Genomic DNA, 24,997 nt, shown 5'->3' with positions numbered 1-24,997 from the left:
GAAACCTATATGAACCCAATTGATAGGCTTTTTGAAGCTCTTGAAAAGAAAGATCCAAGTCATTTTGCAGTTAAGCAATACAAGAAATATAAGCTTGCAGCAGGAGTAATAGAATTAAGGAGAACACTTAATCACTGTTTTAGTGAAATATGTACTTCTTAATTCTTTTTTATTTGAGAAATTAAGGGAAAGGGGGTAAAAATGAGGAATTTTGAAAAGATAACAGCACTCTATGAGAGATTAAGTCGTGATGACGAACTTCAAGGAGAAAGTAACTCAATCGTCAATCAAAAGAAAATCCTTGAAGAATATGCAAGTAAGAATAATTTATCCAACATCATCCATTTTACAGATGACGGAATAAGCGGAACCCAGTTTGACAGACCGGGATTTATGGCAATGATGAACGGAGTAAACAGTGGAAATATCGGTTGTATCATCGTAAAAGATATGAGTAGACTCGGCAGAGATTATCTAAAAGTCGGTCAATGTATGGAGATATTAAGACAAAAGGGCGTAAGACTAATTGCTATCAACGACAATGTAGACAGTTTTTACAGAGAAGATGATTTTACCCCTTTTAGAAATATTATGAATGAATGGTATGCAAGAGATACATCAAGAAAAATACAATCGACGTTCAAATCAAAAGGAGAAAGTGGAAAGCATACGGCAAGTTCTCCACCTTATGGCTATATCAAAGATGAAAAAGACAAAGATAAGTGGATTGTAGATGAAAAAGCAGCAGAGATAGTAAGGCGAATATTTAACCTGACCATGCAAGGCAATGGTCCGTATCGAATAGCAAAGATATTGGAAGCAGAAAAAATAGATATACCAGCTTATCATCAACAAAAATTAGGCTACGGACTACATCAAAGCAAAAATTTTGAACATCCTTATCGTTGGTGTAGCTCCACAATAGCAAGTATCTTAAAGAAAAAAGAATACTTAGGGCATACAGTCAACTTCAAAACAAGGAAGCACTTCAAGGATAAGAAAAGTAAATATGTATCTGAAGATAACTGGCTGATATTTGAAAATACCCACGAAGCAATCATAGACCAAGAAACCTTTGATAATGTACAAAGAATACGAGGAAATGTAAAAAGATACCCAGATGGTTGGGGCGAATATCACCCACTAACAGGACTAATGTATTGTGCTGATTGTGGAAGTAAGATGTATGTTCATAGGACAAGTAATTACAAGAATATCCCTTATTACAATTGCAGTGCCTACACAAAAGTACCTTGTGGAACACTTTGTCCATCAGCTCACAGGATAAAAGCGGAAGCCGTCCTAAATCTTATACAGGAAACGCTAAAAGACATTAAAAAATACCTTGATGAAGATAACGAAGCCTTTATCCGTTCCATTCAAAATGAAATGGAAGAAAAGGAAAAAGTAGAGATTGAAAAGAAAAAGATAAGAATATCGGAAAGCCAAAACAGACTTCAGGAGCTGGAACGATTGATGTGCAGAATTTATGAAGATATGATTTTAAATAAGATACCGAATAATCGCTATGAAATTTTAAATAACCAATATGAAACTGAGCAACTCACGTTAAGTAAAGAGATTAAAGACTTAGAGCTTGTAATATCAAGATATGAAATGGAAACAGATAAGGCAAGAAAATTCATATCCCTTATTAGTCGTTATGAAAACTTTGATAATCTCACAAACACAATGATAAATGAGTTTGTAAAGAAGATAATCATTCATGAAAGAGATAGGAAAGGCAGTCAAACATCAAAGCAAAAGATAGAAATATATTTTAACTTCATAGGTAATTATGAACCACCAAAAGAAGAATTGACCGAAGAAGAAAAACAAAAACTTGAGGAGGAAGAACGCAAAATCAATGAGAGAAAAGACAGACTTCATCAAAATTATCTAAAGAGAAAAGCAAGCGGAAAACAGAAAGAGTATGAAAAAAAATATAAGGCAAGAAGGGAGCAAAAGAAACAGGAGAAATTAAAGGTTTTGAAAAGGGGAGGGATACCGGTATGTGAAATGCAGAACATTTTAATTGAATAATATATCTCAGAAGTCAATGAATAAAAAATAAAATATTCATTGACTTTTGTGTTTGCTTATGCTATGATATCTATGAATAAAAAATAGAAAATTCATAGATATATTTATAATATTTGGAGGCTTAAAATGGCAAAAGCATTTACAGAAGAAGAAAAGATAAAAATTAAAGAAAGTATTATGGAAATTGCTCTTGATTTATTTCATGATAAAGGGACAAAATCACTTAGCATTTCGGAATTGACAAAAAGAGTCGGAATAGCTCAAGGGAGTTTCTATAATTTTTGGAAAGATAAAGAATCTCTTGTCATTGATTTAATGGCATATAGATCAATACAAAAATTGGAGAACATTGAAAAAGAATTTTCAAATTCACTTACGAATCCTAAAAAATTCCTTTCAGAGGTAATTTTTAAGTATTCAATAGACATGACTGAGAAAATTAGAAATCAGCAAATTTATCAAGAGGCATTTAGAATATTTGCGAGTCAAGATTCAAAGAAAGTGAATAGAGTAGAAAATCTATATGGGGATTTTTTGGATAGGTTAATAGATTATTGGTACAAAAACAAAGTAGTAAAAAGCGTAGATAAGCAAGGTTTATCAAATGCCTTTGTTGGAAGCTTTGTTTTATGTTCAAATTATTTCCATTTTAATGAAGATACATTTGAGGAAGTACTTAATATTTATATACAAAGCATTGTTTTTAAATATATAGAAATTTAATTGTAAAAAGGAAGGTGATAGAAATGATTCTGGATTTTAATGAGATAAAAAAGGAAGATGTATTAATTGTTGGAGGTAAGGGAGCTAATCTTGGAGAAATGACTTCGGCTAAAATAAATGTTCCAAGTGGTTTTGTTATAACAGCAGACGCATATAGAGATTTTTTAAAAGTAAATGCTATTGATAGCCTCATTGAAAATGGAATTAAAAAATCAGCAGATGATGAAAAAATACTTCTAAATGAAGCTGAGCATTTTAGAGGAAAGATAAAGTCTGGGAAATTTCCTGAGCAATTGGAAAATATAATAAGAGAAAAATATTTTAATCTTGGAAATAATACAAGAGTTGCAGTGCGTTCTTCAGCAACGGCAGAAGATTTACCGGATGCCAGTTTTGCAGGGCAACAAGAAACTTATTTAAATGTTCAAGGTATTGAAAGTGTATTAAATGGGGTGCGTAATTGTTATGCTTCACTTTGGGGGAATAGAGCTGTAAGCTATAGATTTCATCAAGGTTATGATCAAACTTCAGTTTCTATTGCAGTTGTTATTCAAGAAATGATAGAGAGTGAAAAATCAGGAGTTTTATTTACTGTAAACCCAGTAAACAAAAAAGAAAATGAGATGCAAATAAATGCAAGCTTTGGCTTAGGAGAAAGCGTTGTAAGCGGAAGAGTTACAGCGGATAGCTACATTATTGACAAATCAGGAAATATAATCGAAGTAAATATTGGAAGCAAGGAAACTCAGATTATATACGGTGATAAGGAAACTGTTGAAGTATCGGTAAATCCTGATAAAAGAAAAACTCGTGCATTAAATGATAGAGAAATACTTGAACTTATGAAGTGCGGTTTAGAGATTGAAAAACACTATGGTATGCCTATGGATATTGAATGGGCTATCAAAAATGATATTGTCTATATTTTACAAGCGAGAGCGATTACCACATTAAAAAATTCTGAAAATGATATAACTGGCAATGATTTAATAGAGAAGTATATAAATGGTAAAAAAATCAAAAAGGATACACAAGAAGTAATGTCATTCTTTTTAGAAAAAATGCCTTTTGCACATAGAGTCCTTGATTTCGATTATTTGATGGCAATTAATGATCAGAAAGTAAACATTTTGTCAGAAGGTGGAATTATTTTACCAAGAAATCCAATTATAGATGATGATGGTATACAAACTTTTTCTGATGACGGAAAGCGAATTGGAAAGAATATTTTTAAATTTTTTAAAATTTTAAAGAACATGAAAGATTTTGAGTTCTGTTATAAGAAGTGCAAAGATTTTATGAATATATATGAAGTTGAAATAGAAGAAATCAAGCACTTAAATTTTGAAAATATGACATTAACGGAGTGTGGAAATTTCTTAGAAGAAAGTTATGTTCTTTTGCAAAAGCTTGCTTATGATAGATTCAAATATGCATTATTTCCATCAGTTTTAAATAGCAAGAAATTTACCAAAATAATAAAAAAAGTAAATAGCAATTATTCATCATTTGATTTTTATTGGGACTTAGATAATAAAACATCAGTGGTTACAAATGATGTCTATAAAATGGCTCGTGAGATAAGAAAAAATGAAGCTTTAAAAAAAGCAATAATTTCCGGAGATAATTTTAAGGAATTATATAAAAAGTATAATGATTTTAAGAATATATCAGATGAGTTTATGAAAAATAATGGTTTTAAATCTGATTATAATTGTTATTGTTTATCTGCAAAAACATTTCTTGAGGATCCTGATAGGCTGATAAATATATTACGACCTATATTAAATGAAAATAGTAATGAAAGCAACGATATAAAGGATTTTTCTAAGCTTATGGAGAGCGTAAAGGAAATCTATGGTAGAAAGTATCAGGATGTAGAAAAACAGATAAAATATTTTAGATATTTTCATGTGGTTCGTGAAGAAAGTCAATATTTGTGGGAAACACTATTTTATTATGTGAGAAAGTGTGTTAAAAGAATTAACTTTATACTCTTGGGTGATGAAAATATAGAAACTGGAGCGGCTAATCTTTTTCATAAAGAACTGTTGGAAGTAATTAACAGAGGTAATTTAAATGAATCAGATAAGGAAAAAATAAATAGGAGAAACGAAAAATTTCCTTTAGCAGTAAAAGTTTGGGAAGCTTCAAAGTTATTGATTTTTAAAACAGATGGTGATGTCTTAAAAGGAGTAAGCGGAAGCACTGGCATTGCAGTTGGAAAGGTGTGTTTAATAAATAGTCCCAAAGAATTTTATAAAATGAAAAAAGGAGATATATTAGTTTGTCATCTTACAGATCCTGAATGGACTCCATTATTTAAGCTGGCAAGTGCTGTTGTGGCAGATACAGGTTCTGCTTTGAGCCATGCTGCAATTGTTGCAAGAGAATATAATATACCGGCAGTTCTTGGAGTTGGTTTTGCAACTACCAAATTCAAAGATGGGGATATGATTCAAGTAGACGGTAATAAAGGTGTAGTTAGAGGTTTGTAGTATGAACTCAAGTAATAATAAAAAAGAATTGAAAAGAAAAGCCATTTTAAACGATAATCTTCTGCCATTATTAGTGAAAACTTCTATTCCTACCATTATAGGTATGCTTGTCATGGTAATTTATAATCTGACTGATACATTTTTTGTCGGTATTTTAAATAATAAATCCATGACAGCTGCTATCGGTATCGTGTTTAGCTTTATGAGTTTTATTCAAGCTATTGGATTTTGGTTTGGGTATGGAAGTGGAAACATAATGTCAAAAAAAATTGGAGAAAATGAAGAAAGAGAAGCAGAAATTATATCGTCTATTGGAATTCTCTTTGCTATTGTCATTGGTATTTTAATAGCTATTTTATCATGGTTTTTTGTTTTACCGCTGTCAAAATTTATAGGTGGAAGTGCTTCTGAAAGTTTGTTGAATTTTACAGTGCAGTATCTAAAGGTGATTATTGTCAGCATACCATTTGGTCTTTATTCTATTACTCTTTACAATCAATTAAGACTTTGTGGGAATGTGAAAGATGGAATGATAGGATTATTGATAGGAATGGTTGTCAATATAGTTCTGGATCCTGTATTGATGTTTGGGTTTAAATTCGGCTTTATTGGAGCTGGATATGCAACATTGATAGGACAAATTACAGGTTGCATCGTATTAACGAATTTATCAGAAAAAAATGGAAATACTGCTGTTGATTTAAAAAAAGTAAGAATAAATAAAGATAGAGTATATCATATTCTGGCAGGAGGAATGCCTAATTTTTCAAGACAATTTATCACAAGTATCGCTTTAATTTTACTGAATGTTGTAGCCGCAAAATACGGTGATGGTGTTATAGCAGCATTAACAATAAGCTCAAGGATATTAGCATTAGCATATATGATAATGATAGGCTGGGGTCAGGGTTTTCAGCCTATCTGTGCGATGAATTACGGGGCAAAGCAATATGATAGAGTTAAAAAGGCTTTTAAATTTGCAGTAACAGGAGGTACTTTATTTTTAATTATAGCGGCTATTTTGTTATATGTTTTTTCTGAACCGCTTATTAGAACAATGTCAAATGATAATGAAGTTATTTTAGCCGGTACAGAGATACTGCGTATGCAATGTATTACAATGCCACTTTTAGGATACTTTGCGATTAGTAGTATGCTAATGCAAAATATTGGACAATATTTTTGGGCATCAATAATTTCAATTTCACGACAAGGAATATTTTATATTCCGTTATTGTATACTTTATCAAATATATTTGGGCAATTTGGAATATATTTGCTTCAACCAGTGGCAGATGTTTTGTCATTTGGTTTAGCTGTTATCTTAGTTAGGAAAATAAAATTTGCTAATGATAAATGCAAAAAAGATGGCATTTAAAGTTTATAAAAGATTTATTTAGGAGGGAAAAATATGTAGCTAAGTAATGGAGGGATAAATAATGGGAACACTAAATTCTGTTAGTCACATAAGATACATTTATCCTTTTTTATGGTTGGGATTACTTACACATAGCAATAACACTTTACCAGAAACAACAAAATAGAAAATCATATAAAATATTAGTTTTTAAGCCGAGAGGACTTTTTACGTCAAAGTGTAGAAGTCCTCCTTTTTTATTCTCAAAAAGCAAAACAGAGAACTTAAAAAGGAGGATAACACAATGCCTAATAAGGAATATTACCTTTATGTCAAAGGGGAAGCTATATCCATAAGTGAAGAAGTCTACAAAGCCTATTGGAAGATAACAGAGCATGAAAAATATCTTCAGAAAAAGGATTGCAAGTATGGAGTTATTCCATTTTCATCATTAGATCATGATGGACACTTTGTAGATAACATCATAGATGAAAAAATAGACTTAGAAAAAATTGTAGAAGTCAAAATGCAAATTGAAGAACTGCATAAGGCATTAGCTACACTGACAAAAGAAGAAAGAGAGTTAATGGAAGCTATCTTCTACAGAGAAGAAAGTCTTAGGTCAATCAGCAGAAAAGAGAAAGTTACACATCAGGCAATCGGACAAAGGAGGGATCAAATTTTAGAAAAACTAAGAAAGATTTTAGAAGATAAAATCTAAAAAATGATGAAAGGTTAAGTATCAAAGAAAGGTGCTTAGCCTTTCTTTGTTTGGAACACAACAATATTGAAATGGAGGAATGAAAAATGAAAGAGTTAGAAAATATAATGAGCCAGTTGGAAAAAGAAACTAAGAAAAAAGAACAGGCGGAAAACAAAATTAAGCAACTAAGACAAAAGAAATCACAGCTAAAAAGAAAGGCGGACACGAAACGAAAAGTAGAAAAAGGAGGCGTGTTTGAGAAATTTGAAAAACAGATAACCGGAGCAGAAGAAAATACAGATAATGATTTAATCTATGCCTTTTTAGATTATGTACTTTCCGATAATCGAAATAGAGAAAAGCTAAAAGAACTTACAGAAATTCATTTAAAAGAAAAAGAAATCTCTTTAGAAGAAAATCCAAATCTTAAAGAGGAAAATGCAAATGATGATTTTGAAGAACTGACAGAGGAAGAGCAAGAAAAACAGAAAATGTATTAGAAACTAAGATGGAGCAAAGTGAGAAACATTTTAAAACTTTGCTTTTTTGTGGATTTGAAAAATCTACAAAAAACAAAGTTCACAGGGGTCTAAGGGGGAGTAGCCCCCTTGAACAAATAAAAATGCTTTAGCGTTTTTGTTTCCTTAGCGGAGCTATAAGCTTTCCGCAGGAACGCAAAGCACCGTAGTCAAACGGTGTATCTTTGCGCCCTTTGAAAAAGGGAGCGAAGATACGACCTGAACATTAGGATAGTAAAATCCCAAAATTGAAAACAGATAAAGGAGGAAAAGACAATGGAAATCAAAAGTTTGCATACCCATGTAGATATTGTGGCAAGGTCAAAAGGGCATAGCGTGATTGCAAAAGCTGCATACAATGCAAGAGATAAATTACAAGATGAATACTATGGAAAAACACATGACTATTCTAAAAAAGAAGACCTTGTATTCTCAAAAATATTTCTGCCGGAACATATCCCGAAAAAGTTTTCAAACAGAGAATACCTATGGAATAGTGTTGAAAAAATAGAGAAAAGTAAAAATTCACAACTTGCAAGAAATCTGCTCTTTACACTTCCAAGAGAATTAAATGAACAGGACAGAATAAAATTAATCAGCGAATTTATAGAAGAAAACTTTACTTCTAAAGGTATGATAGTAGACTGTAATATTCATAATCCTATGGCAAGCGATCATGAAGAACAACCACACGCCCATATCCTACTTACCCTTAGAGAAATAGACGAAAAAGGGAATTGGAAACCGAAATGCAGAAAAGAATATATCCTTGATGAAAACGGAGAAAAGATAAAACTGAAAAGCGGAAACTATAAATCAAGAAAAGTAAATCTGAACGATTGGAACGAACCTGACAAAGCAAAAGAGTGGAGAGAAAACTTTTCAAAGAAAGCAAACGAATACTTGGCAAGGAACAACATAAATAAAAGGATAGATCCACGCACCTTTAAAGAACAAGGCAGAGAAGAACTCCCGCAAATTCATTTAGGCACAAGCAGTTATCAGATGGAGAAAAAAGGCATACAGACAGAGAGAGGAAACCAAAACAGAAAAATCATCGCCTTGAATTTAGAATTTAGAAAATTAAAAGAGGAGCTATCCAAACTTACGTCTTGGATAGGCTCGTTACTTGGAAGTCTGCAAGTAAAATATGATGAATACAAACAGGAGAAAAAAGAAGAATATGAGAACAAGGCGGAACTCTTTAATCTCTATGAGTACATCAGTATTTATTATGACTTACAGGGAGAAAAAGCAAGAAAGTTAAATCCCTATGCAAGCAACAAAAAGATAGGTGCAGACCTAAGACGATTTTCCAAAGCAAGAATATATCTGAAAGGCAACAATCTTAAAACCATAGCCGACCTACAAGAAAAGATAAGCACATTACAATCCCAAAATAAGAAGATTAGTCAAGACATTAAGGCGAAAACCACAAGAATAGAAAACTTAAATAAATGCTTTGCCTATGCGGACATCATCAAGGATAACAAAAAAGTCTTTGAGGAATGGAACAGTAAATCCCTATTCAAAGACAGCTTTTACAATTCCCATAAAGATGAGATAGATAAATATAAAAGAGCAAGGGCAATTCTTGAAAAGATAACAGGCTCATCGGCGATTAAGTCTAAAGACTGGAAAAAAGAAATCCAAAGCCTTGAAGATGAAATATCGAAACTCAACAGACAATCACAATCAATCAAAGAAGAGTACGAAAGTATCAACCATATCAAGTATGCAGTCAAGACAGTCAATGACGATTATGGCATAGACCTAAGTATTGAGATTGACAAGGCGATTAAGAGAGGAGAGAAAGAAAGTATCATAGAAAAGATAAAAGAGTATAAGCAAGATAGTGATAAGTTTAATGAAAAAAGGCAGACAATTAAAGACTATTACAAAAATCAAGAAAGATAAGACCTGGTAAAAATATCTTATCCAAGCTATAATATGACCAAACAAATAAAGGCAAATCTAGGAGGTGATAGAGATGAATAAAAGGCAAGAGCTAATAGATGAACTCATAAAAGCAGATCAAGATGGAACATACAAAACCTATAAAAGCACAGAAGAAATAAAAGCAATGAACAACGAAGAAGTGCAGATATTATATTCCAACATGAAAATCTATCTATCAGACAAAAGAACACACATAAACTACTAAAGGTGGAAAAGCAAAATAAGAGCAGAAAAACAAGAAAAGGTACAAATACCTAAGAAAGCTATAAAAGCATCAAAATAAAGCATTCCACCACCAAGAACAATAAAATGAAAACAATCAAAGGGAAGTATAGAAAAATTAAAGCCTATACTTCCCTTTTTTTAATTCAAACAAAGGAGAGAAAACATGATAAACGAAGAAATAAGCAAAGAAGCAGGTCAAGCAGCACAAACCATAATATCATACACAATAAAGGCAGCAAAAGAATCAATCAACCTAGAAAAAGAAATAAGAAAAAAGATTAATGAAACTTTAGAAAAAGCAAATGGAAACCTCAAAAGCCTTATGGGCGATGAAATGAAAATAAAAGACCTATACAAAAAAGGACAACTAGAAAACGTAAGCATAGATCAAAGCGACCTCAAAGACTTAAAAAAAGAACTAAACAAACTTGGAGTAAAGTTTTCAGTAATGAAAAACAAAGAAAGCAAAAACTATGAAATATTCTTCCAAGCCAAAGATATAAAAGTAATGGAATATGCCTTTAAGCAACTCCTAGCCAAGGAAAATAAAAAAGAAAAAGAAAGTATCCTAAAACAAATAAAGAAATACAAAGACCTATCCAAGAACAAGGATAAGACAAAAGAGAAAGTCAAAAGAAAAGTAAAAGAAAAAGTAAAACCAAGCAAAAAAGATATGACCAGAGAAATCTAAGGGAGTAACGAAAAGTTACACCCTTAAATAACCACAATAACAAGACTTCCGAAAAGCAGAAGTCCAGAATTCCGAAAATCGGAAATCAAGAATTTCGATTATCGAAAATCAAGAAAGGAACAGATATGGCAACAAACAAAAGATATTATTGGATAAAATTAAAAGAAGAATTTTTCACAGACAAAATAAACAGAGGACATTGTCCTTAATGAGTCCAACCCATGTCCGACAAGAGATAGAGATAGAGATAGAGATAGATAAAGATATAGAGATAGATAAAGAGAGAGGGAGAGATAGAAAAGATTTAATATTTTTGGTATAATTATAGAAATTAGGCTTTGAAAATATTATGGATAATTGGCTTAAGATCTGTAAGCTAAATGAAATAAAGAGAAAATGGCTACAACTTGTAGCCCCAAAAATATATAGGAGGTGAATTTTGTGGCAGAGAAAAATAAGGAAATTGTAGTTATAGATGAAACTACAATTAAAAGTAAGATTTACTATATACGAAATCAAAAGGTTATGCTTGATTTTGAGCTTGCAGAAATATATGGGTATACAACGACAAGATTTAACGAACAAGTAAAAAATAATTCGGAGAAATTTGATGATGATTTTATGTTTCAGTTGACGAAATCAGAGTTTGAAAACTTGATATCGAAAAAATCGACATCAAGTTGGGGTGGTCGTAGAAAACTACCTTATGCTTTTACAGAGCAAGGTATTTATATGCTTATGACTGTATTAAGGGGAGAACTTGCCGTTAAACAGAGCAAGGCTTTAATACGAATGTTTAAGCAGATGAAAGACTTCATCATTGAAAACCAAGATTTTATCAGCTCAAAAGAATTAGTTCAAATAGCAATTCAAACAAATCAAAACACAAATGATATTGCAAGGATAGATAGTAAGATTAACACATTAGCTACTAAAGAAGATTTGAAAAAGGTAATGGATAATTTTATAGACCCGGAAACATATAAACATTTTCTCTTGATGAATGGAAATAAGATAGAAGCTGATGTTGCCTATACCAAAATATATAAATCAGCAAAGAAAAGTATTTATGTTATAGATAACTATATAGGACTTAAAACATTGGAACTTTTAAGAGCTGCAAGAGATAAGACTCAAATCATAGTCTTTAGTGATAATGTTAAGAACAAGGATATGCTTACAAAAAATATCTTAGATGATTTTAGAAAAGACTATCCTAACATAGACCTGAAACTGAAGATAGCAGGTAAAAAATATCACGATAGATATATAGCAATAGACTGTGGAACAGAAAATGAAGCCTTTTATCTTTGCGGAGCTTCGTCAAAGGATGCGGGAAATAAAATATCAAGTATTACCAAGATAGAAGAATCTTCTAAAGATATGTACCATGATATGTTTAGTAAGATGTTAAATAATAAAGATTTAAAAATTTAATATATAATTAGAAAAAACCATAGCAATACGCAAGGCGGTAGAAGTAAAAACTATCGTCTTTTTTTATTTGAAGAAAGGTAGGAGAGCATGGCAGATAAAAGAATGTTTTCACTAAAGATAGTGGATAGTGACTTATTTTTGGATATGCCACTAAGTAGTCAATGCCTATATTTTCATTTATCAATGAGGGCAGATGATGACGGTTTTGTAAATAATCCTAAGAAAATCATCAAAATTATCGGAGCTAATGAAGATGACCTTAAAATACTTATTGCCAAAGGCTTTGTGATAGTCTTTGATCAGGGAATTATCGTCATTACTCATTGGAAGATAAATAATTTTATTAGAAAAGACAGATATAAGCCAACAATGTATATAGAGCAGAAACAGCAGCTTTATCAAACGGAAAATGGAGCATATATTTCAGAAGAAAAAGTTGGTTGTCATCTGGTTAACCAAAGGTTGTCAAGTGGTCAACCCAGTATAGATAAGGGTAGATTAGATAAGGTTAGTATAGATAAGGGGAGAGGAGAAAAAGAAAACCAAGCAGCCCCAGTTTCTTTTTACGGAAAATATCAAAATGTTCGATTAACTGAAGAAGAATATCATAAGTTAAATGATAAGCTGCAAAGTCATACAGATACAATGATTGAAAAGCTATCAAGATATATTAAAAGCTCTGGGAAATACTATAAAGACCATTATGTAACAATCCTTAATTGGTATGAAGAAGATAAAGAAAAACTAACACAGAAAGGTTTAAATAAAAAAATGAACTATGACGTAGGCGAATCTTTATAGGTAAAAGAGGTGGAAAGGCATTATTAAAGACTTTAAGTATGAAAAGGTATCAAAGTATGCCAGAGATAATAAAAATGTAAATATGACACTTAAAAGGCGATTAGAAAATTAAAAATCTAATCGTCTTTTTTATTGAAACAAACAGGAGGAAAAATATATGCACGAAAATAAAAATGAACAGAATACAGGGATAAAAACTATAAAGAAAATTGGTAAAGCAACTTATGAGGTTGTTGTTCACTTTAATGAAAATGCGACGGAAACAATGCAAGACAAATTAAAACGCATAATGCTTAGAGAAATGGAGAGAGAAAAACATCAAAAAGTCGATAAAAATGATTAGAAAGTCCTTGACAAGTTGTTACAGGAAAAACTGCCAAGTCAATTCTCATATCTTGTGGAGCAAGACTTGCACCTTTTGATATAAGAGAGCTTAGAGAGCTAATGAGTGAAGATGAATTAGAACTCGATAAAATTGGAGATAGGAAAACTGCTTTATTTGTAATAATATCAGACACAGACGATACCTTTAACTTTGTAGTTTCAATAATGTATTCCCAATTATTTAATCTACTATGTGATAAGGCAGATGATGTTTATGGTGGTAGACTTCCAGTTCATGTTAGGTGTCTACTTGATGAGTTTGCAAATATAGGCTTAATTCCAAAATTTGAAAAACTAATAGCGACAATTCGTTCAAGAGAAATATCAGCAAGTATAATACTGCAAGCACAATCTCAATTAAAGGCAATCTATAAAGACCATGCAGATACAATAGTTGGTAACTGTGACTCTACACTCTTTCTAGGAGGAAAAGAAAAAACAACAGTAAAAGAGTTATCAGAAACCTTAGGAAAAGAAACCATAGACCTATATAACACATCAGAAACAAGATCAAATCAAAAATCTTTTGGATTAAATTACCAAAAAACTGGCAAGGAACTTATGAGCCAAGATGAAATAACTGTAATGGATGGTGGAAAGTGCATATACCAACTAAGAGGAGTAAGACCTTTCTTGTCTGATAAATTTGATATTACAAAGCATAAGAATTACAAGTTATTGGAAGATTATGATAAGAAAAACTTGTTTGATGTTGAAGAGTATCTAAGAAATAGAGATAAGGTAAAGTTAAAATCAAGTTATAAGATAAATAGGTTAAACATTTGAGTTTATGGAGAAAGCAAAATGTGTGAAAATAGAAAATCATCTTTAATTATATTAAATATAAATGGAGAGCAGTTTATTCTAGAAAGTGATACAGAACTTACAAGGGATAAGAAAAATTATATTGAAGCAATATGTGAGACAATGTACGATGAAAGTAATGAATGGTATGAAGATATATACGATATGTCCCCATATGATATAGCTGAGCTATTTGAAAAAATAGTAAAAGACGAAGTAGGAATAACTGTTACATTTAAAGCGATAGACCTTGAAGTATCGATTTTAGAAGACTAGAAATAAGGTATTAATAGGCGATAGAAATTAAAAACTCTCAAGGAAAATATCAGTAAGCATAATACTGCAAGCACAATCTCAATTAAAAGCAATCTATAAAGATTATCAGATACAATAGTTGTAACTGTGACTCCACCACTCTTTCTTGATGGAAAAAACAACAGTAAAAGAGTTATCAGAAACATTAGGAAAAGAAACTATAGACTTATATAACACATCAGAAACAAGATCAAATCAAAAATCTTTTGGACTAAATTATCAAAAGACTGGTAAGGAACTTATGAGGTAAGATGAAATAACTGTAATGGATGGTGGTAAGTGTATATACCTGTTAAGAGGAGTAAGACCTTTTTTATCATATAAATTCGATATAACCAAGCATAAGAATTATAAGCTTCTTGAAGATTATGATAATAGAAATGTATTTGATGTAGAGAAGTATTTACAAAAATAGATGGAGTTAGGTTAAAAGAAAACATGATTATAAATATAGTAGAGTAGGTGAATACTTATATTTAGGCAATATTGAAAAAGTATGCACAAAAGTTAGCAGATTTAAATTTATATTAATGATAAAATATAATTGTAAAATAGATAGGTAGGACATGAAAAATAAGAGGAAGTGATGGAGTATTTACTTAATAAGAATTTTTAGGCCTAAAAACAAGAAGGTAACATATTATCTTATTAGAGAGCGGAGAAGTTGAATCATCTTTGAAATTTACTAATGAGACAGCTAAAGGACTCAATATGGACGGTAAAGGAAATTATACTTGTAATAACAGTGGTAGTATAATCGCCATAAATGTGGAGTAAGAATCGTATAGAACGATAAGGACTTGAAAAAGTGTGACATGGGAATGTTGCTTTGATATTAAAAAAAGGAGGAAAGTTATGAAGAAAGTTTTTTCTAGTTTAATTGTGATATTGATTATGTTAATACAATTATCAACTAATGTATTTGCATCATCATCGATAGATTATAATTCAGAGTTAAAATCTAGAAGCACGTTAAACAGCGATAATTATATTTCAGACAACTCAGTTTCAAAAAGTGATACAAAGGAAATATATTTAGATAGTAGGGAAGCTGTTTCTATCGCAACTGATTTTATTGAAAGTTTTTACTTAACTAATGACGATTTATATTCTACCAAGAATGAAGTGGAAGTTTTGAGTTTTAAAAATATTGATAATATTCCTTTATATGATGTTGATTCTAATTTAAATGCATACTTTTTATTACTGCCAAAAAATAAGTATTGTATAGTAGATGCTAGAAAAGATGGTTATGGGGTACTGGAATCAGGAGATAATGATGAGCTACTTCAAAAAATACATTGTTTTGAATCAAATGAAAAGTTGTTTTATGTATTTCCGTCAATAATTTTCACAGAGGAAGAATTAAAAGAATATATTAAAAACAATTCAATTGATAATCCAGAAACTTTAATATTGCCTAAACCATCAGAGGAAATAAATGATTTTAGAAAAGAGATACCATCAATTAATAGGTACGGGAATGAGGTTGTTCAGTTAACCAATGAAAGCAATTTTGTAAACGTTGCTAACAGATATTATGGTGGGAACCAGAGTTGGTTTAGTGAAGAAAAATTAAAAAATAAAGGTTGTGGAATAGTAGCTGCTGCGAATATTGCAAATCATTTATCTAAATATGTTGGTGGATATGATTCCCTATATAGGTATAAAGATTTAAGTAAGTCGAGTTTTTTAAATCATATGTATGATGTTGAAAAATATCTATCACCAACTATTATTGGAATACCTAGTTTAAGTTATTTTGAAGATGGTTTTGAAAGTTTTGCAAAAAGTAGAGGAGTTAATGTATCAGCCTATTGGTCTGATAACAAGGATACCAAGGATTCTTTCGCTAATTATATAAAGTCTGGATTGAGGAGAGATTGTCCTGTAGCATATTTACAATATTGGAATTCTAACCAAAGCGATTATGATTGGCATTGGATGACTATAACTAAGTATTTTAGAAATACAACTAATGGAGATAGGTATATTGCAGTTTCTACATGGGGCGAGAGGCGCTCTTTGAACTTTAATGCATTATGGGATGGAAATCTAGCTTGTGGAGTGTTGTATTTTAAATGAAAAATAAAAACAGGAAAAATTTAATAATAGTGACCTTAATGATTGGGTTGATATTTATAACTTCTTGTTCTAAAGAAAAAAATGTTAAAAGTGAAGAGTTTCATTTGTTTAAAGAAGAGATGTCATCAAATAAAAAAATAGGTGAGATTCAAATAAAATTTTTAAGACCATCCTTATATATTAATTTTGTTACATCTGAAAATTTTAAAATTAATGATGTAAAGAAAGTAATAGATAAATTAAAACCATTCATAAATACCAATCACATGGATGAAATTGCAAGTAAATATTGGGAAAAAGATACAAAAGTATCTACTGTATATATATCTTTTTATAATGGGAAAATAGATAAGAATGACACAAGAAAGAATCTCATGTATAGTATATATACAAAGTATTATAAAACTCATGTTGTTGATGATAATCCTTTAAATATAGATGCTTATAGCACATGGTTTATAGAAGTTGATGGGAAAGAATATCAACTTGAGGATTACTTAGACGGAGATTATTAAAATTGGTATATTTTTATCTAAGAGTAGTAATACATTTCTTGTCTGATAAATTTGATATTACAAAGCATAAGAATTACAAGCTGTTGGAAGATCATGATAAGAAAAGCTTGTTTGATGTGGAAGAGTATTTAACAAATAGAGATAAGGTAAAGTTAAAATTAATTTAAAGAAAAATAAATATTAGATAATCTCAGGCGATAGAAATTTAAAACTCTATCGCCTTTTTTTTATACTCAAAATTAGGAGGTTAAAATGGTAAGGATAAGAAGTCCCACTTAAAACAATTTAATATATAAGACATTTAGCGATTGAAATATAAATTCAGTCGCTTTTTTAATTGAAATATATAGATTAAGGAGAAGAAATTAATGGATAGAGAAATGATAAATATTAATGCAAATTTAGTTAAGGAAGCTGAAATTTCAGAATTTGAAAAAGATGGAGAAAGTGTTCAAGTAGCAAATTTTGCTCTTGTTAAAAAATATGGAAAGGGCAAAGAATATACAAATTGCTCAGTATATGGAGAAAAGGTAGAAATTGTAAAAGAATTTGAAAAAGGGGATCTAATCCATGTCTTTGGATATTTCAAAGAAAATAAAAAAGTAGATAAGGTCTACAAGAATTTTATAGTTAAATCACTAAACAAAATAGAAAAAAGACAAGAAAACGAGGAGGAATAATATGGAATTTTTTACAGCTGGAGTTGGAGTTTTAAAGACACTTGTAACTGCAATTGGTGCAGGTTTAGGAGCATGGGGAGTTATTAACTTAATGGAAGGTTATGGTAATGATAACCCTGGTGCTAAATCTCAAGGTATTAAGCAGCTTATGGCTGGTGGAGGAATTGTACTAATCGGTATTAAATTAATTCCACTACTTGCAAATGCTTTAAATTAGGAGAAAGTCTATGTTTGGTATCTTTGACAAGCTAACTGAATTTTTTAAGGATATGCTACTCGGAGGTATCAAAGCAAATCTTGAGTCCATGTTCTTAGATATAAATGACAAGGTAGGAGTTATTGCAACTGATGTTGGAAAGACGCCAATGGGTTGGAATGGAGAAGTGTATAACTTCATAAAAAACATTAATGACAATGTGATTGTTCCAATAGCAGGTCTTATCATAACAGCAGTTTTATGTATTGAGCTCATAAATATGGTTATGCAAAAGAATAATATGCACGATACGGATACTTTTGAGTTTTTCAAATACATTATAAAGATGTTTATAGCAGTCTACCTTGCAAGCCATGCCTTTGAGTTTTCAATGGCAGTCTTTGATGTGGCACAAAATCTTGTAAACAAAGCGGCAGGGGTAATCACTACTTCTGCCACTGTTTCAGGAGATCAGATAGTTGCAATGGTTGATACATTAAAAGAAAAAGATGTTGGTGCATTAATAATGATATTAGTTGAAACAAGCCTTGTTAGGATTGCAATTCAATGTATATCTTTAACTATTACCTTAATAGTATATGGGCGTATGTTTGAAATATATGTCTACTCATCAGTATCATCCATACCATTTGCGACTATGGGAAATAAAGAATGGGGTCAGATTGGAACAAATTATATCAAGGGACTTTTTGCCTTGGGACTACAAGGTTTGTTTTTGATGGTATGTTTAGGTATCTACACCGTTTTAATAAGAACGGTACAGATTACAGATATTCACGCAAGCTTGTTTAGTATATTAGGATATGCTCTACTACTTGGACTTATGATGTTTAAGAGTGGAACAGTTGCAAAAAGTATTATGAATACGCACTAGGAGGAATAAATGTTAAAAAAGAAAAATTGTGCTTTATTGGGATTTGGAATTTTATTGGGAGGAATTTATGAGATCTTAAAAGAGAAGAAAAGAAATGATGAAATTAGAAACTTAAAGATAAGAATAAACAGACTCGGAAGATGTCACAATGAATTTGTTATGTATCAAGGAGAATACAATGACAGAATTGAAGAAAAACAAGAAGAATTAGAAGAAAGAATTAGCTACCTAGAAGAAGAAACAATATCTAATTATGACCATATACTTGAACTTTCTAAAGAAGAAGTAGAGGGAGATTAAAATGGCGTATGTACCAATACCAAAGGATTTGGACAAGATTAAAACAAAGGTTGCATTTAACTTAACTAAAAGACAACTTATAGGTTTTTCTGTGGCAGGACTAATTGGCATACCAACCTATTTATTTATGAAGAAATATCTACCTAATGATGTTTCTATCATTGTAATGCTAATAGTAACCCTGCCAATCTTTTTTATAACCTTATATGAAAAAGATACTTTAACTTTTGAAAAATATTTTAAATTTTTCTATCTTCATAAGTTTTATCAACCAACTAAGAGAATAAGAAAGGAGGCATACCTTGAAGCAAAGAAAAAAGCAAATCAGCGACTTAAATCTAAGGGAAAAACAATTAAAAAAAGACCGAAAGGAAGTAAGAAGGCTAAAAACAAAGAAAGAACCAACAAATAGTCTTCTAAGTGTAATTTTAAATAAAGAGAAAAAGAGATTTACTGTTGAGGACACTATTCCATATATAAGAATGTTACCAGAGGGCATTTGCCAGTTAGATGAAAAAAATTATTCAAAGACAATTTCATTTCAAGATATAAATTACCAGTTGGCATTGGAAGAAGATAGAGATTTAATCTTTAACCAATTTGCCAACTTTTTAAATTCTTTTGATCCAAGCGTCCACATTGAACTTTCATATGTAAATCAATTAGGAAGAAATAGAGACCTACAAGATGCAATTAAAATTGCTGATAAGGGAGACTTCTATGACGATGTAAGAAAAGAGTTTAGGGAAATGTTAAAGCTTCAACTTGCAAAGGGCAATAACGGACTTAAAAAGATGAAGTATATAACCTTTACTACAGAAGCCGATAACCTAGAGCAAGCAAGAGCAAAGCTAAATAGACTTGAAGTGGATATTTTATCTAACTTTAAATCTATGGGAGTAAGAGCAGAAAGTCTTGATGGCGAAGAAAGACTAAGACTTGTTCACGATATGTTAAATCCAGACAAGAACTTTGATTTTTCATATAAAGATTTGAAGAAGAAAGAGTCTACAAAATCACATATAACTCCCAATATCTTTAATTTTACACCAGCAAATAATTTTAAATTTGGTAAATATATTGGAGCAGTAAGCCATTTTCAAATACTTGCAAGTGAGTTGTCAGACAGAATGTTATCTGAGTTTTTAGATATTGATGACAATATTTATGTAGCTTTTCATATAGATGTAGTTGAGCAAGCAGAAGCTATAAAACTTATTAAGAGAAAGAACACAGATCTGGACAGAATGAAAATTGAAGAACAAAAGAAAGCAGTTCGTGCTGGATATGATATGGATATTATTCCTTCAGATATAAATACTTTTGGTGCTGATGTTAAATCCATGTTATCTGACTTACAAAATAGAGATGAAAGGCTCTTTGTAGTTACCATAGTAATGATGAATTTTGCCAGGACTAATCAAAAATTAGAAAACACTATTGCTCAAATATCATCAATTGCAAACAGACATAATTGTCAGGTAAAAAGATTATCTCATCAGCAAGAGCAAGGACTTGTTTCTGTCTTACCTTTAGGAGTTAATCAAGTAGAGATAAAAAGATTTTTAACTTCATCATCAACGGCAGTCTTTATGCCTTTTACAACAGAAGAGCTATTTATTGATTCGGCAAATTCCTTGTATTATGGCTTAAATGCCCTTAGCCAAAACTTGATTATGGCAGATAGGAAGAAATTAAAGAACCCTAACGGACTAATATTAGGAACACCAGGTTCTGGTAAATCTTTCTCGGCAAAGAGAGAGATGGCAAATGCAATTCTTGTCACAGATGATGATGTAATTATTTGTGATCCTGAAGGCGAGTATTCAAACCTTGTAAAACAATTTAATGGAGAAGTTATTAAAGTTTCGGCAAAATCAAAGGACTACCTAAATCCACTAGATATAAATATGAACTATGGAGATGGGGACGCACCTTTAAAGGATAAGGCAAACTTCATAATGTCTATGCTTGAACTTGTAGTAGGAGGGTCTGGTCTTACTGCTGCAGAAAAATCTGTTATAGATAGGTGTTTACCAAAGATATATCAAAAATATTTTGAAGACCCAAAACCAGAAAATATGCCTATATTAGGAGATTTATACGATATGCTCCTATCCCAAGAAGAGGGTGTTGGTAGAAAACTAGCAACAGAAATGGAAATTTATGTTAAGGGAAGTCTTAATGTCTTTAATAATAGGTCAAATGTTGACCTAAATAGGCAACTGCTCTGCTTTGATATAAAAGAGCTAGGAACACAACTTAAAAAAATAGGTATGCTTGTCATTCAAGACCAAGTTTGGAACAAGGTTTCCCTAAATAGAGGAAGCAAGTCTACTAGATACTATATAGACGAGTTCCACCTTTTATTAAAAGACCCACAAACTGCTTCATATTCAGTAGAAATCTGGAAAAGATTTAGAAAATGGGGCGGTATTCCAACAGGTATAACTCAAAACGTAAAAGACCTTTTAACAAGTCAGGAAATTGAAAATATCTTTGATAATACAGACTTTGTTCTAATGCTAAATCAAGCATCTGGGGATAGAGATATTCTTGCTAAGAAATTAAAAATATCGCCTTATCAGTTAAACTATATTACTAATTCAAATGCAGGTGAGGGACTCTTATTCTTTGGAAATACTATTGTTCCATTTATTGATAAATTTCCTAAAGACACCATGTTATATAAGCTAATGACAACAAAACCGGAAGAAGCTAAGTAGGTGTGATATGGATAAAAAACTAAAAAAAGATTTTCAAAAGAAAATTATACGAAATAGGGACGCTCCTGAAAAGAATCTTGAAAGTAAACTTGTTCATTCAAATGATTATACCAATAAGATTATTAAGACTAAGGATAGGTTCGGGGATAAAATTTCAGAAAAAGAATCTAAACTTATCCATGAGAATGTATTATCTAAGGATCAAAAACAAGATAAACTAAAAGACTTTCAGAAGGCTAAAAACAAGGAAAGAATTAGAAAAGAAGTTTTAGATAATAAGGATAAGGCTGAAGAAACAAAACAAACTAATCTTGAAATAAGGACAGATGAAAGCTTTAAACTTGATGAAGACTTAGATGTAGACTTCAAAAATGTAAATTTTGATAGTGAAAACAGTAGAAATATTAATTCTAAAAAACTAACAACAGATGATATTTCAACTAAGTCTAAACCAATAAACAATAAGAAGGCATCAAGTAAAAGACAAATTCTTAAAAATTATGAGGATAAACTTATCCATAGTAAGGATAAATTCCAAGACAAAATCAACGAGAAAGAGTCTAAGCGAATTCACACAAGTGAAGATAAACCTATTGAAGCAAAGAAGAGCAAGAGAATATACAGAAAAGATAAGCTTGTTAAAGATGAAGTAAGTAAGAACGAAAGTAATTCTAATATCGATAAAAAGCAAAAGCAAATCCATCTCTTGGAATAACTGTACCAATAGAAAAAGTAAGACAAGCTTGTGAATCGGCTAAGCAAAATCCAACTGAAGAGAATGCTTTTAGACAACTAAGACTTAATCAATGGGTCAAACAATCAATTAGGTGGATGCCTATGGAAAAATGGGACCTCTGTAATTTTGCTGTTAATGAAGAAGAATTAAAAGGCAGAGTTTGTTATGGAGGTCTTGACCTATCAAGCACAACGGATATTACAGCCTTTGTTTTAGTCTTTCCTCCAATAGACGAAGATGATAAATATCAAATATTACCTTACTTTTGGTTACCAGAAGATAATCTTGACCTAAGAGTAAAAAGAGATCATGTAAACTATGACCTATGGGAAAAACAAGGCTATATTATGACGACAGAAGGTAATGTAGTTCACTATGGCTTTATTGAAAAATTCATAGAAGACTTAGGTGAGATGTATAATATCCGAGAAATTGCCTTTGACAGGTGGGGAGCAGTTCAGATGGTTCAAAACTTAGAAGGCATGGGTTTTACAGTAGTTCCCTTTGGTCAAGGATTTAAAGACATGTCTCCACCAACAAAAGAATTAATGAAACTAACTCTTGAAAGAAAAATAGTCCACGGAGGTCATCCAGTTCTAAGGTGGATGATGGATAATATCTTCATACGAACTGATCCTGCTGGAAATATAAAAGCAGATAAGGAAAAATCTACAGAAAAGATTGACGGTGTAATTGCTACAATTATGGCACTTGACAGGGCTATAAGGTGTGGTAATGATACAAGTGAATCGGTCTATGATGATAGGGGATTGATTGTATTTTAATATGGGTATAAATTATTAAAGGAGGAAACAAAGTGGAGATTTTAAGAATAATATTACCTGTGTTTTTAATATGCGTACTTGCTGTTTATGTAGTTTGTAGTGCTAAAAAAAAAGAGAGATATAAATTTGACGAAGATAAAGAAAAAGATGAAAATAATATGTCTGAAGGTATGGCCATTGGTATGTGTCTAGGAACTGCAGTTGGAATAGCTCTAGGTAAAGAAAACTTAGCCGTTGGAATGTCTATTGGTATGTTATTAGGTATGATAATAGGAATGAATAGCAAAAAATAGGAATAAATAGTTATAAAACTTAGCATCTACTAAGTAGGTGCTTTTTTCATACCTACTATTAGGAGGTGGTAATATAAACATTTTAAACTTAATATTTAAGTCGAGAGACAAACCTAAAGACGGGGAGAGGATATCTTCATCGTCTTTTTTATTTGGGAGAACAACAGCAGGAAGGAATGTTAACGAATTTACTGCCATGCAAATGACAGCAGTTTATTCGTGCGTGAGAGTTCTTGCTGAAACCTTAGCAGGACTTCCTCTTCATCTATATAAAAGAGGAGACTCAAATTCAAAGGAAAAAGCAAAAGACCATGCCATATATTTTCTTTTACACGATGAGCCAAATACTGAGATGACTTCATTTGTATTTAGAGAAACACTAATGACCCATCTACTACTTTGGGGTAATGCCTATGCTCAGATAATTCGTAATGGAAGAAATGAGATCATTGGACTTTATCCACTAATGCCAAACAAGATGACTGTAATGCGAAGTGAGGATGGAGAAATCTTTTATAAATACAATCACAAATCTGAAGAAGTTTATCTTTTAAAAGAAGATGTCCTTCATATACCAGGACTTGGTTTTGATGGACTCATAGGATACTCGCCAATTACAATGGCTAAAAATGCCATTGGTATGGCTATGGCTTGTGAAGATTATGGAGCGTCATTCTTCCAAAATGGAGCACAACCAGGTGGAGTTTTAGAGCATCCAGGAATTATTAAAGACCCAGAAAGAGTTAGAGAGTCATGGAATGCTGCCTTTCAGGGGCCTAAGAACGCCAACAAAGTGGCTGTACTTGAAGAAGGGATGAAATACCAACCTATAGCCATAGCACCAAGTGAGGCCCAGTTTTTGGAAACAAGAAAGTTTCAATTAAATGAGATAGCAAGAATATTTAGAATACCACCTCATATGATTGGAGACTTGGAGAAGTCGTCATTTTCAAATATAGAACAGCAGTCACTTGAATTTGTTAAATACACTCTCGATCCTTGGATTGTTCGTTGGGAGCAATCCCTAGAAAGAGCACTACTAACAAAGAAAGAAAAAGAATCCTACTTTATTAAATTTAATCTTGATGGACTTCTAAGAGGAGACTATGAATCAAGAATGAATGGATATGCTGTAGGAAGACAGAATGGTTGGATGAGTGCAAATGACATAAGAGAATTAGAAAACCTAGATAGGATTTCAGCTGAAGAAGGTGGTGACTTATACCTCGTAAATGGAAATATGCTACCACTTGATAAAGCTGGTAGTTTTTATCAGCAGAAAGGAGAAGAAATAAATCCTAATGAAGAACAATAAAATATTTTGGAAC

General features: G+C 31.4%; 26 protein-coding genes and 3 pseudogenes. All 29 read left to right on the top strand.

Going from position 1 to position 24,997, the window contains the following annotated elements:
• Positions 1 to 201 precede the first annotated feature (201 nt).
• The 29 genes and pseudogenes from ABID14_RS09100 (at position 202) to ABID14_RS08965 (ending at position 24,984) form a co-directional block, all read left to right on the top strand.
• On the top strand, positions 202 to 2,043 hold the full coding sequence (locus tag ABID14_RS09100) for a DUF4368 domain-containing protein (RefSeq protein ID WP_354369301.1): 1,842 nt from the start codon (positions 202 to 204) through the stop codon (positions 2,041 to 2,043).
• 126 nt (positions 2,044 to 2,169) lie between these two features.
• Positions 2,170 to 2,766 carry a TetR/AcrR family transcriptional regulator gene (locus tag ABID14_RS09095; protein ID WP_354369299.1) on the top strand — a complete coding sequence of 199 codons (597 nt, stop codon included), beginning with the start codon at positions 2,170 to 2,172 and terminating at the stop codon, positions 2,764 to 2,766.
• 23 nt (positions 2,767 to 2,789) lie between these two features.
• A complete protein-coding gene (locus ABID14_RS09090) occupies positions 2,790 to 5,264 on the top strand; it encodes a PEP/pyruvate-binding domain-containing protein (protein ID WP_354369297.1) in 2,475 nt (824 codons plus the stop codon).
• A 1-nt stretch (position 5,265) separates the two neighbouring features.
• On the top strand, positions 5,266 to 6,642 hold the full coding sequence (locus ABID14_RS09085; protein WP_224217993.1) for an MATE family efflux transporter: 1,377 nt from the start codon (positions 5,266 to 5,268) through the stop codon (positions 6,640 to 6,642).
• 283 nt (positions 6,643 to 6,925) lie between these two features.
• The gene (locus ABID14_RS09080; RefSeq protein WP_354369295.1) at positions 6,926 to 7,342 is read left to right on the top strand and encodes a sigma-70 RNA polymerase sigma factor region 4 domain-containing protein; all 417 of its coding nucleotides are present in this window, start codon (positions 6,926 to 6,928) and stop codon (positions 7,340 to 7,342) included.
• A gap of 86 nt (positions 7,343 to 7,428) precedes the next feature.
• Positions 7,429 to 7,824 carry a hypothetical protein gene (locus ABID14_RS09075; protein ID WP_094224819.1) on the top strand — a complete coding sequence of 132 codons (396 nt, stop codon included), beginning with the start codon at positions 7,429 to 7,431 and terminating at the stop codon, positions 7,822 to 7,824.
• 294 nt (positions 7,825 to 8,118) lie between these two features.
• Positions 8,119 to 9,759, top strand: a complete 1,641-nt coding sequence (gene mobQ, locus ABID14_RS09070) for a MobQ family relaxase (protein ID WP_354369292.1) — start codon at positions 8,119 to 8,121, stop codon at positions 9,757 to 9,759.
• A 73-nt stretch (positions 9,760 to 9,832) separates the two neighbouring features.
• A complete protein-coding gene (locus ABID14_RS09065; RefSeq protein ID WP_354369290.1) occupies positions 9,833 to 10,006 on the top strand; it encodes a hypothetical protein in 174 nt (57 codons plus the stop codon).
• A gap of 183 nt (positions 10,007 to 10,189) precedes the next feature.
• A complete protein-coding gene (locus ABID14_RS09060; RefSeq protein ID WP_354369288.1) occupies positions 10,190 to 10,717 on the top strand; it encodes a PcfB family protein in 528 nt (175 codons plus the stop codon).
• A 148-nt stretch (positions 10,718 to 10,865) separates the two neighbouring features.
• Positions 10,866 to 11,039, top strand: coding sequence for a hypothetical protein (locus ABID14_RS09055; RefSeq protein ID WP_354369286.1), 174 nt, complete (start codon positions 10,866 to 10,868; stop codon positions 11,037 to 11,039).
• Between the two features lie 119 nt (positions 11,040 to 11,158).
• Positions 11,159 to 12,154 carry an ORF6N domain-containing protein gene (locus ABID14_RS09050; RefSeq protein ID WP_354369284.1) on the top strand — a complete coding sequence of 332 codons (996 nt, stop codon included), beginning with the start codon at positions 11,159 to 11,161 and terminating at the stop codon, positions 12,152 to 12,154.
• Positions 12,155 to 12,241: 87 nt separating this feature from the next.
• Positions 12,242 to 12,955, top strand: a complete 714-nt coding sequence (locus ABID14_RS09045) for a replisome organizer (RefSeq protein WP_354369282.1) — start codon at positions 12,242 to 12,244, stop codon at positions 12,953 to 12,955.
• A 157-nt stretch (positions 12,956 to 13,112) separates the two neighbouring features.
• Positions 13,113 to 13,298, top strand: a complete 186-nt coding sequence (locus tag ABID14_RS09040; protein WP_016648552.1) for a transposon-encoded TnpW family protein — start codon at positions 13,113 to 13,115, stop codon at positions 13,296 to 13,298.
• A gap of 11 nt (positions 13,299 to 13,309) precedes the next feature.
• Positions 13,310 to 14,125: pseudogene (locus tag ABID14_RS09035) on the top strand (VirD4-like conjugal transfer protein, CD1115 family); the annotation flags it as partial.
• An 18-nt stretch (positions 14,126 to 14,143) separates the two neighbouring features.
• Positions 14,144 to 14,419: a hypothetical protein gene (locus ABID14_RS09030; protein WP_354369280.1), complete on the top strand. Its 276-nt coding sequence runs from the start codon at positions 14,144 to 14,146 to the stop codon at positions 14,417 to 14,419.
• Between the two features lie 37 nt (positions 14,420 to 14,456).
• Positions 14,457 to 14,920 (top strand): annotated as a pseudogene (locus ABID14_RS09025) (TraM recognition domain-containing protein); the annotation flags it as partial.
• A gap of 393 nt (positions 14,921 to 15,313) precedes the next feature.
• Positions 15,314 to 16,543 (top strand): hypothetical protein, encoded by a 1,230-nt coding sequence (locus ABID14_RS09020; protein ID WP_354369278.1) that lies wholly within the window; start codon positions 15,314 to 15,316, stop codon positions 16,541 to 16,543.
• Positions 16,540 to 17,058 (top strand): hypothetical protein, encoded by a 519-nt coding sequence (locus tag ABID14_RS10140; protein ID WP_435529965.1) that lies wholly within the window; start codon positions 16,540 to 16,542, stop codon positions 17,056 to 17,058. The genes ABID14_RS09020 and ABID14_RS10140 overlap by 4 nt, the downstream gene beginning before the upstream one ends.
• A gap of 2 nt (positions 17,059 to 17,060) precedes the next feature.
• Positions 17,061 to 17,225, top strand: a complete 165-nt coding sequence (locus ABID14_RS09015; protein ID WP_435529967.1) for a hypothetical protein — start codon at positions 17,061 to 17,063, stop codon at positions 17,223 to 17,225.
• Positions 17,226 to 17,426: 201 nt separating this feature from the next.
• Positions 17,427 to 17,738: a single-stranded DNA-binding protein gene (locus tag ABID14_RS09010; RefSeq protein ID WP_354369276.1), complete on the top strand. Its 312-nt coding sequence runs from the start codon at positions 17,427 to 17,429 to the stop codon at positions 17,736 to 17,738.
• Position 17,739: 1 nt separating this feature from the next.
• A complete protein-coding gene (locus ABID14_RS09005) occupies positions 17,740 to 17,955 on the top strand; it encodes a Maff2 family mobile element protein (RefSeq protein ID WP_000394204.1) in 216 nt (71 codons plus the stop codon).
• Positions 17,956 to 17,965: 10 nt separating this feature from the next.
• On the top strand, positions 17,966 to 18,829 hold the full coding sequence (locus tag ABID14_RS09000; protein WP_000466914.1) for a VirB6/TrbL-like conjugal transfer protein, CD1112 family: 864 nt from the start codon (positions 17,966 to 17,968) through the stop codon (positions 18,827 to 18,829).
• Between the two features lie 9 nt (positions 18,830 to 18,838).
• The gene (locus ABID14_RS08995; RefSeq protein ID WP_354369273.1) at positions 18,839 to 19,129 is read left to right on the top strand and encodes a hypothetical protein; all 291 of its coding nucleotides are present in this window, start codon (positions 18,839 to 18,841) and stop codon (positions 19,127 to 19,129) included.
• A 1-nt stretch (position 19,130) separates the two neighbouring features.
• Complete coding sequence (locus tag ABID14_RS08990; RefSeq protein WP_000332190.1) at positions 19,131 to 19,541, top strand: PrgI family protein; 411 nt, start codon at positions 19,131 to 19,133, stop codon at positions 19,539 to 19,541.
• On the top strand, positions 19,432 to 21,855 hold the full coding sequence (locus ABID14_RS08985; RefSeq protein ID WP_354369270.1) for a VirB4-like conjugal transfer ATPase, CD1110 family: 2,424 nt from the start codon (positions 19,432 to 19,434) through the stop codon (positions 21,853 to 21,855). Before ABID14_RS08990 ends, ABID14_RS08985 begins: the two co-directional genes overlap by 110 nt.
• A 7-nt stretch (positions 21,856 to 21,862) precedes the next feature.
• Positions 21,863 to 22,552, top strand: a pseudogene (locus ABID14_RS08980) (hypothetical protein); the annotation flags it as partial.
• Positions 22,553 to 22,566: 14 nt separating this feature from the next.
• On the top strand, positions 22,567 to 23,376 hold the full coding sequence (locus ABID14_RS08975) for a terminase TerL endonuclease subunit (RefSeq protein WP_435529966.1): 810 nt from the start codon (positions 22,567 to 22,569) through the stop codon (positions 23,374 to 23,376).
• A 32-nt stretch (positions 23,377 to 23,408) separates the two neighbouring features.
• Entirely contained in the window at positions 23,409 to 23,669 is a 261-nt protein-coding gene (locus tag ABID14_RS08970) for a glycine zipper domain-containing protein (RefSeq protein ID WP_354369268.1), read from the top strand.
• A gap of 202 nt (positions 23,670 to 23,871) precedes the next feature.
• Positions 23,872 to 24,984 (top strand): phage portal protein, encoded by a 1,113-nt coding sequence (locus tag ABID14_RS08965; RefSeq protein ID WP_435529964.1) that lies wholly within the window; start codon positions 23,872 to 23,874, stop codon positions 24,982 to 24,984.
• Positions 24,985 to 24,997: the final 13 nt, after the last annotated feature.

Origin of the sequence: Peptoniphilus olsenii (assembly GCF_040545475.1) — a bacterium.
GTDB classification, from domain to species: Bacteria; Bacillota; Clostridia; order Tissierellales; family Peptoniphilaceae; genus Peptoniphilus_A; species Peptoniphilus_A olsenii.
This window is presented reverse-complemented; position numbering and strand designations above follow the sequence as displayed.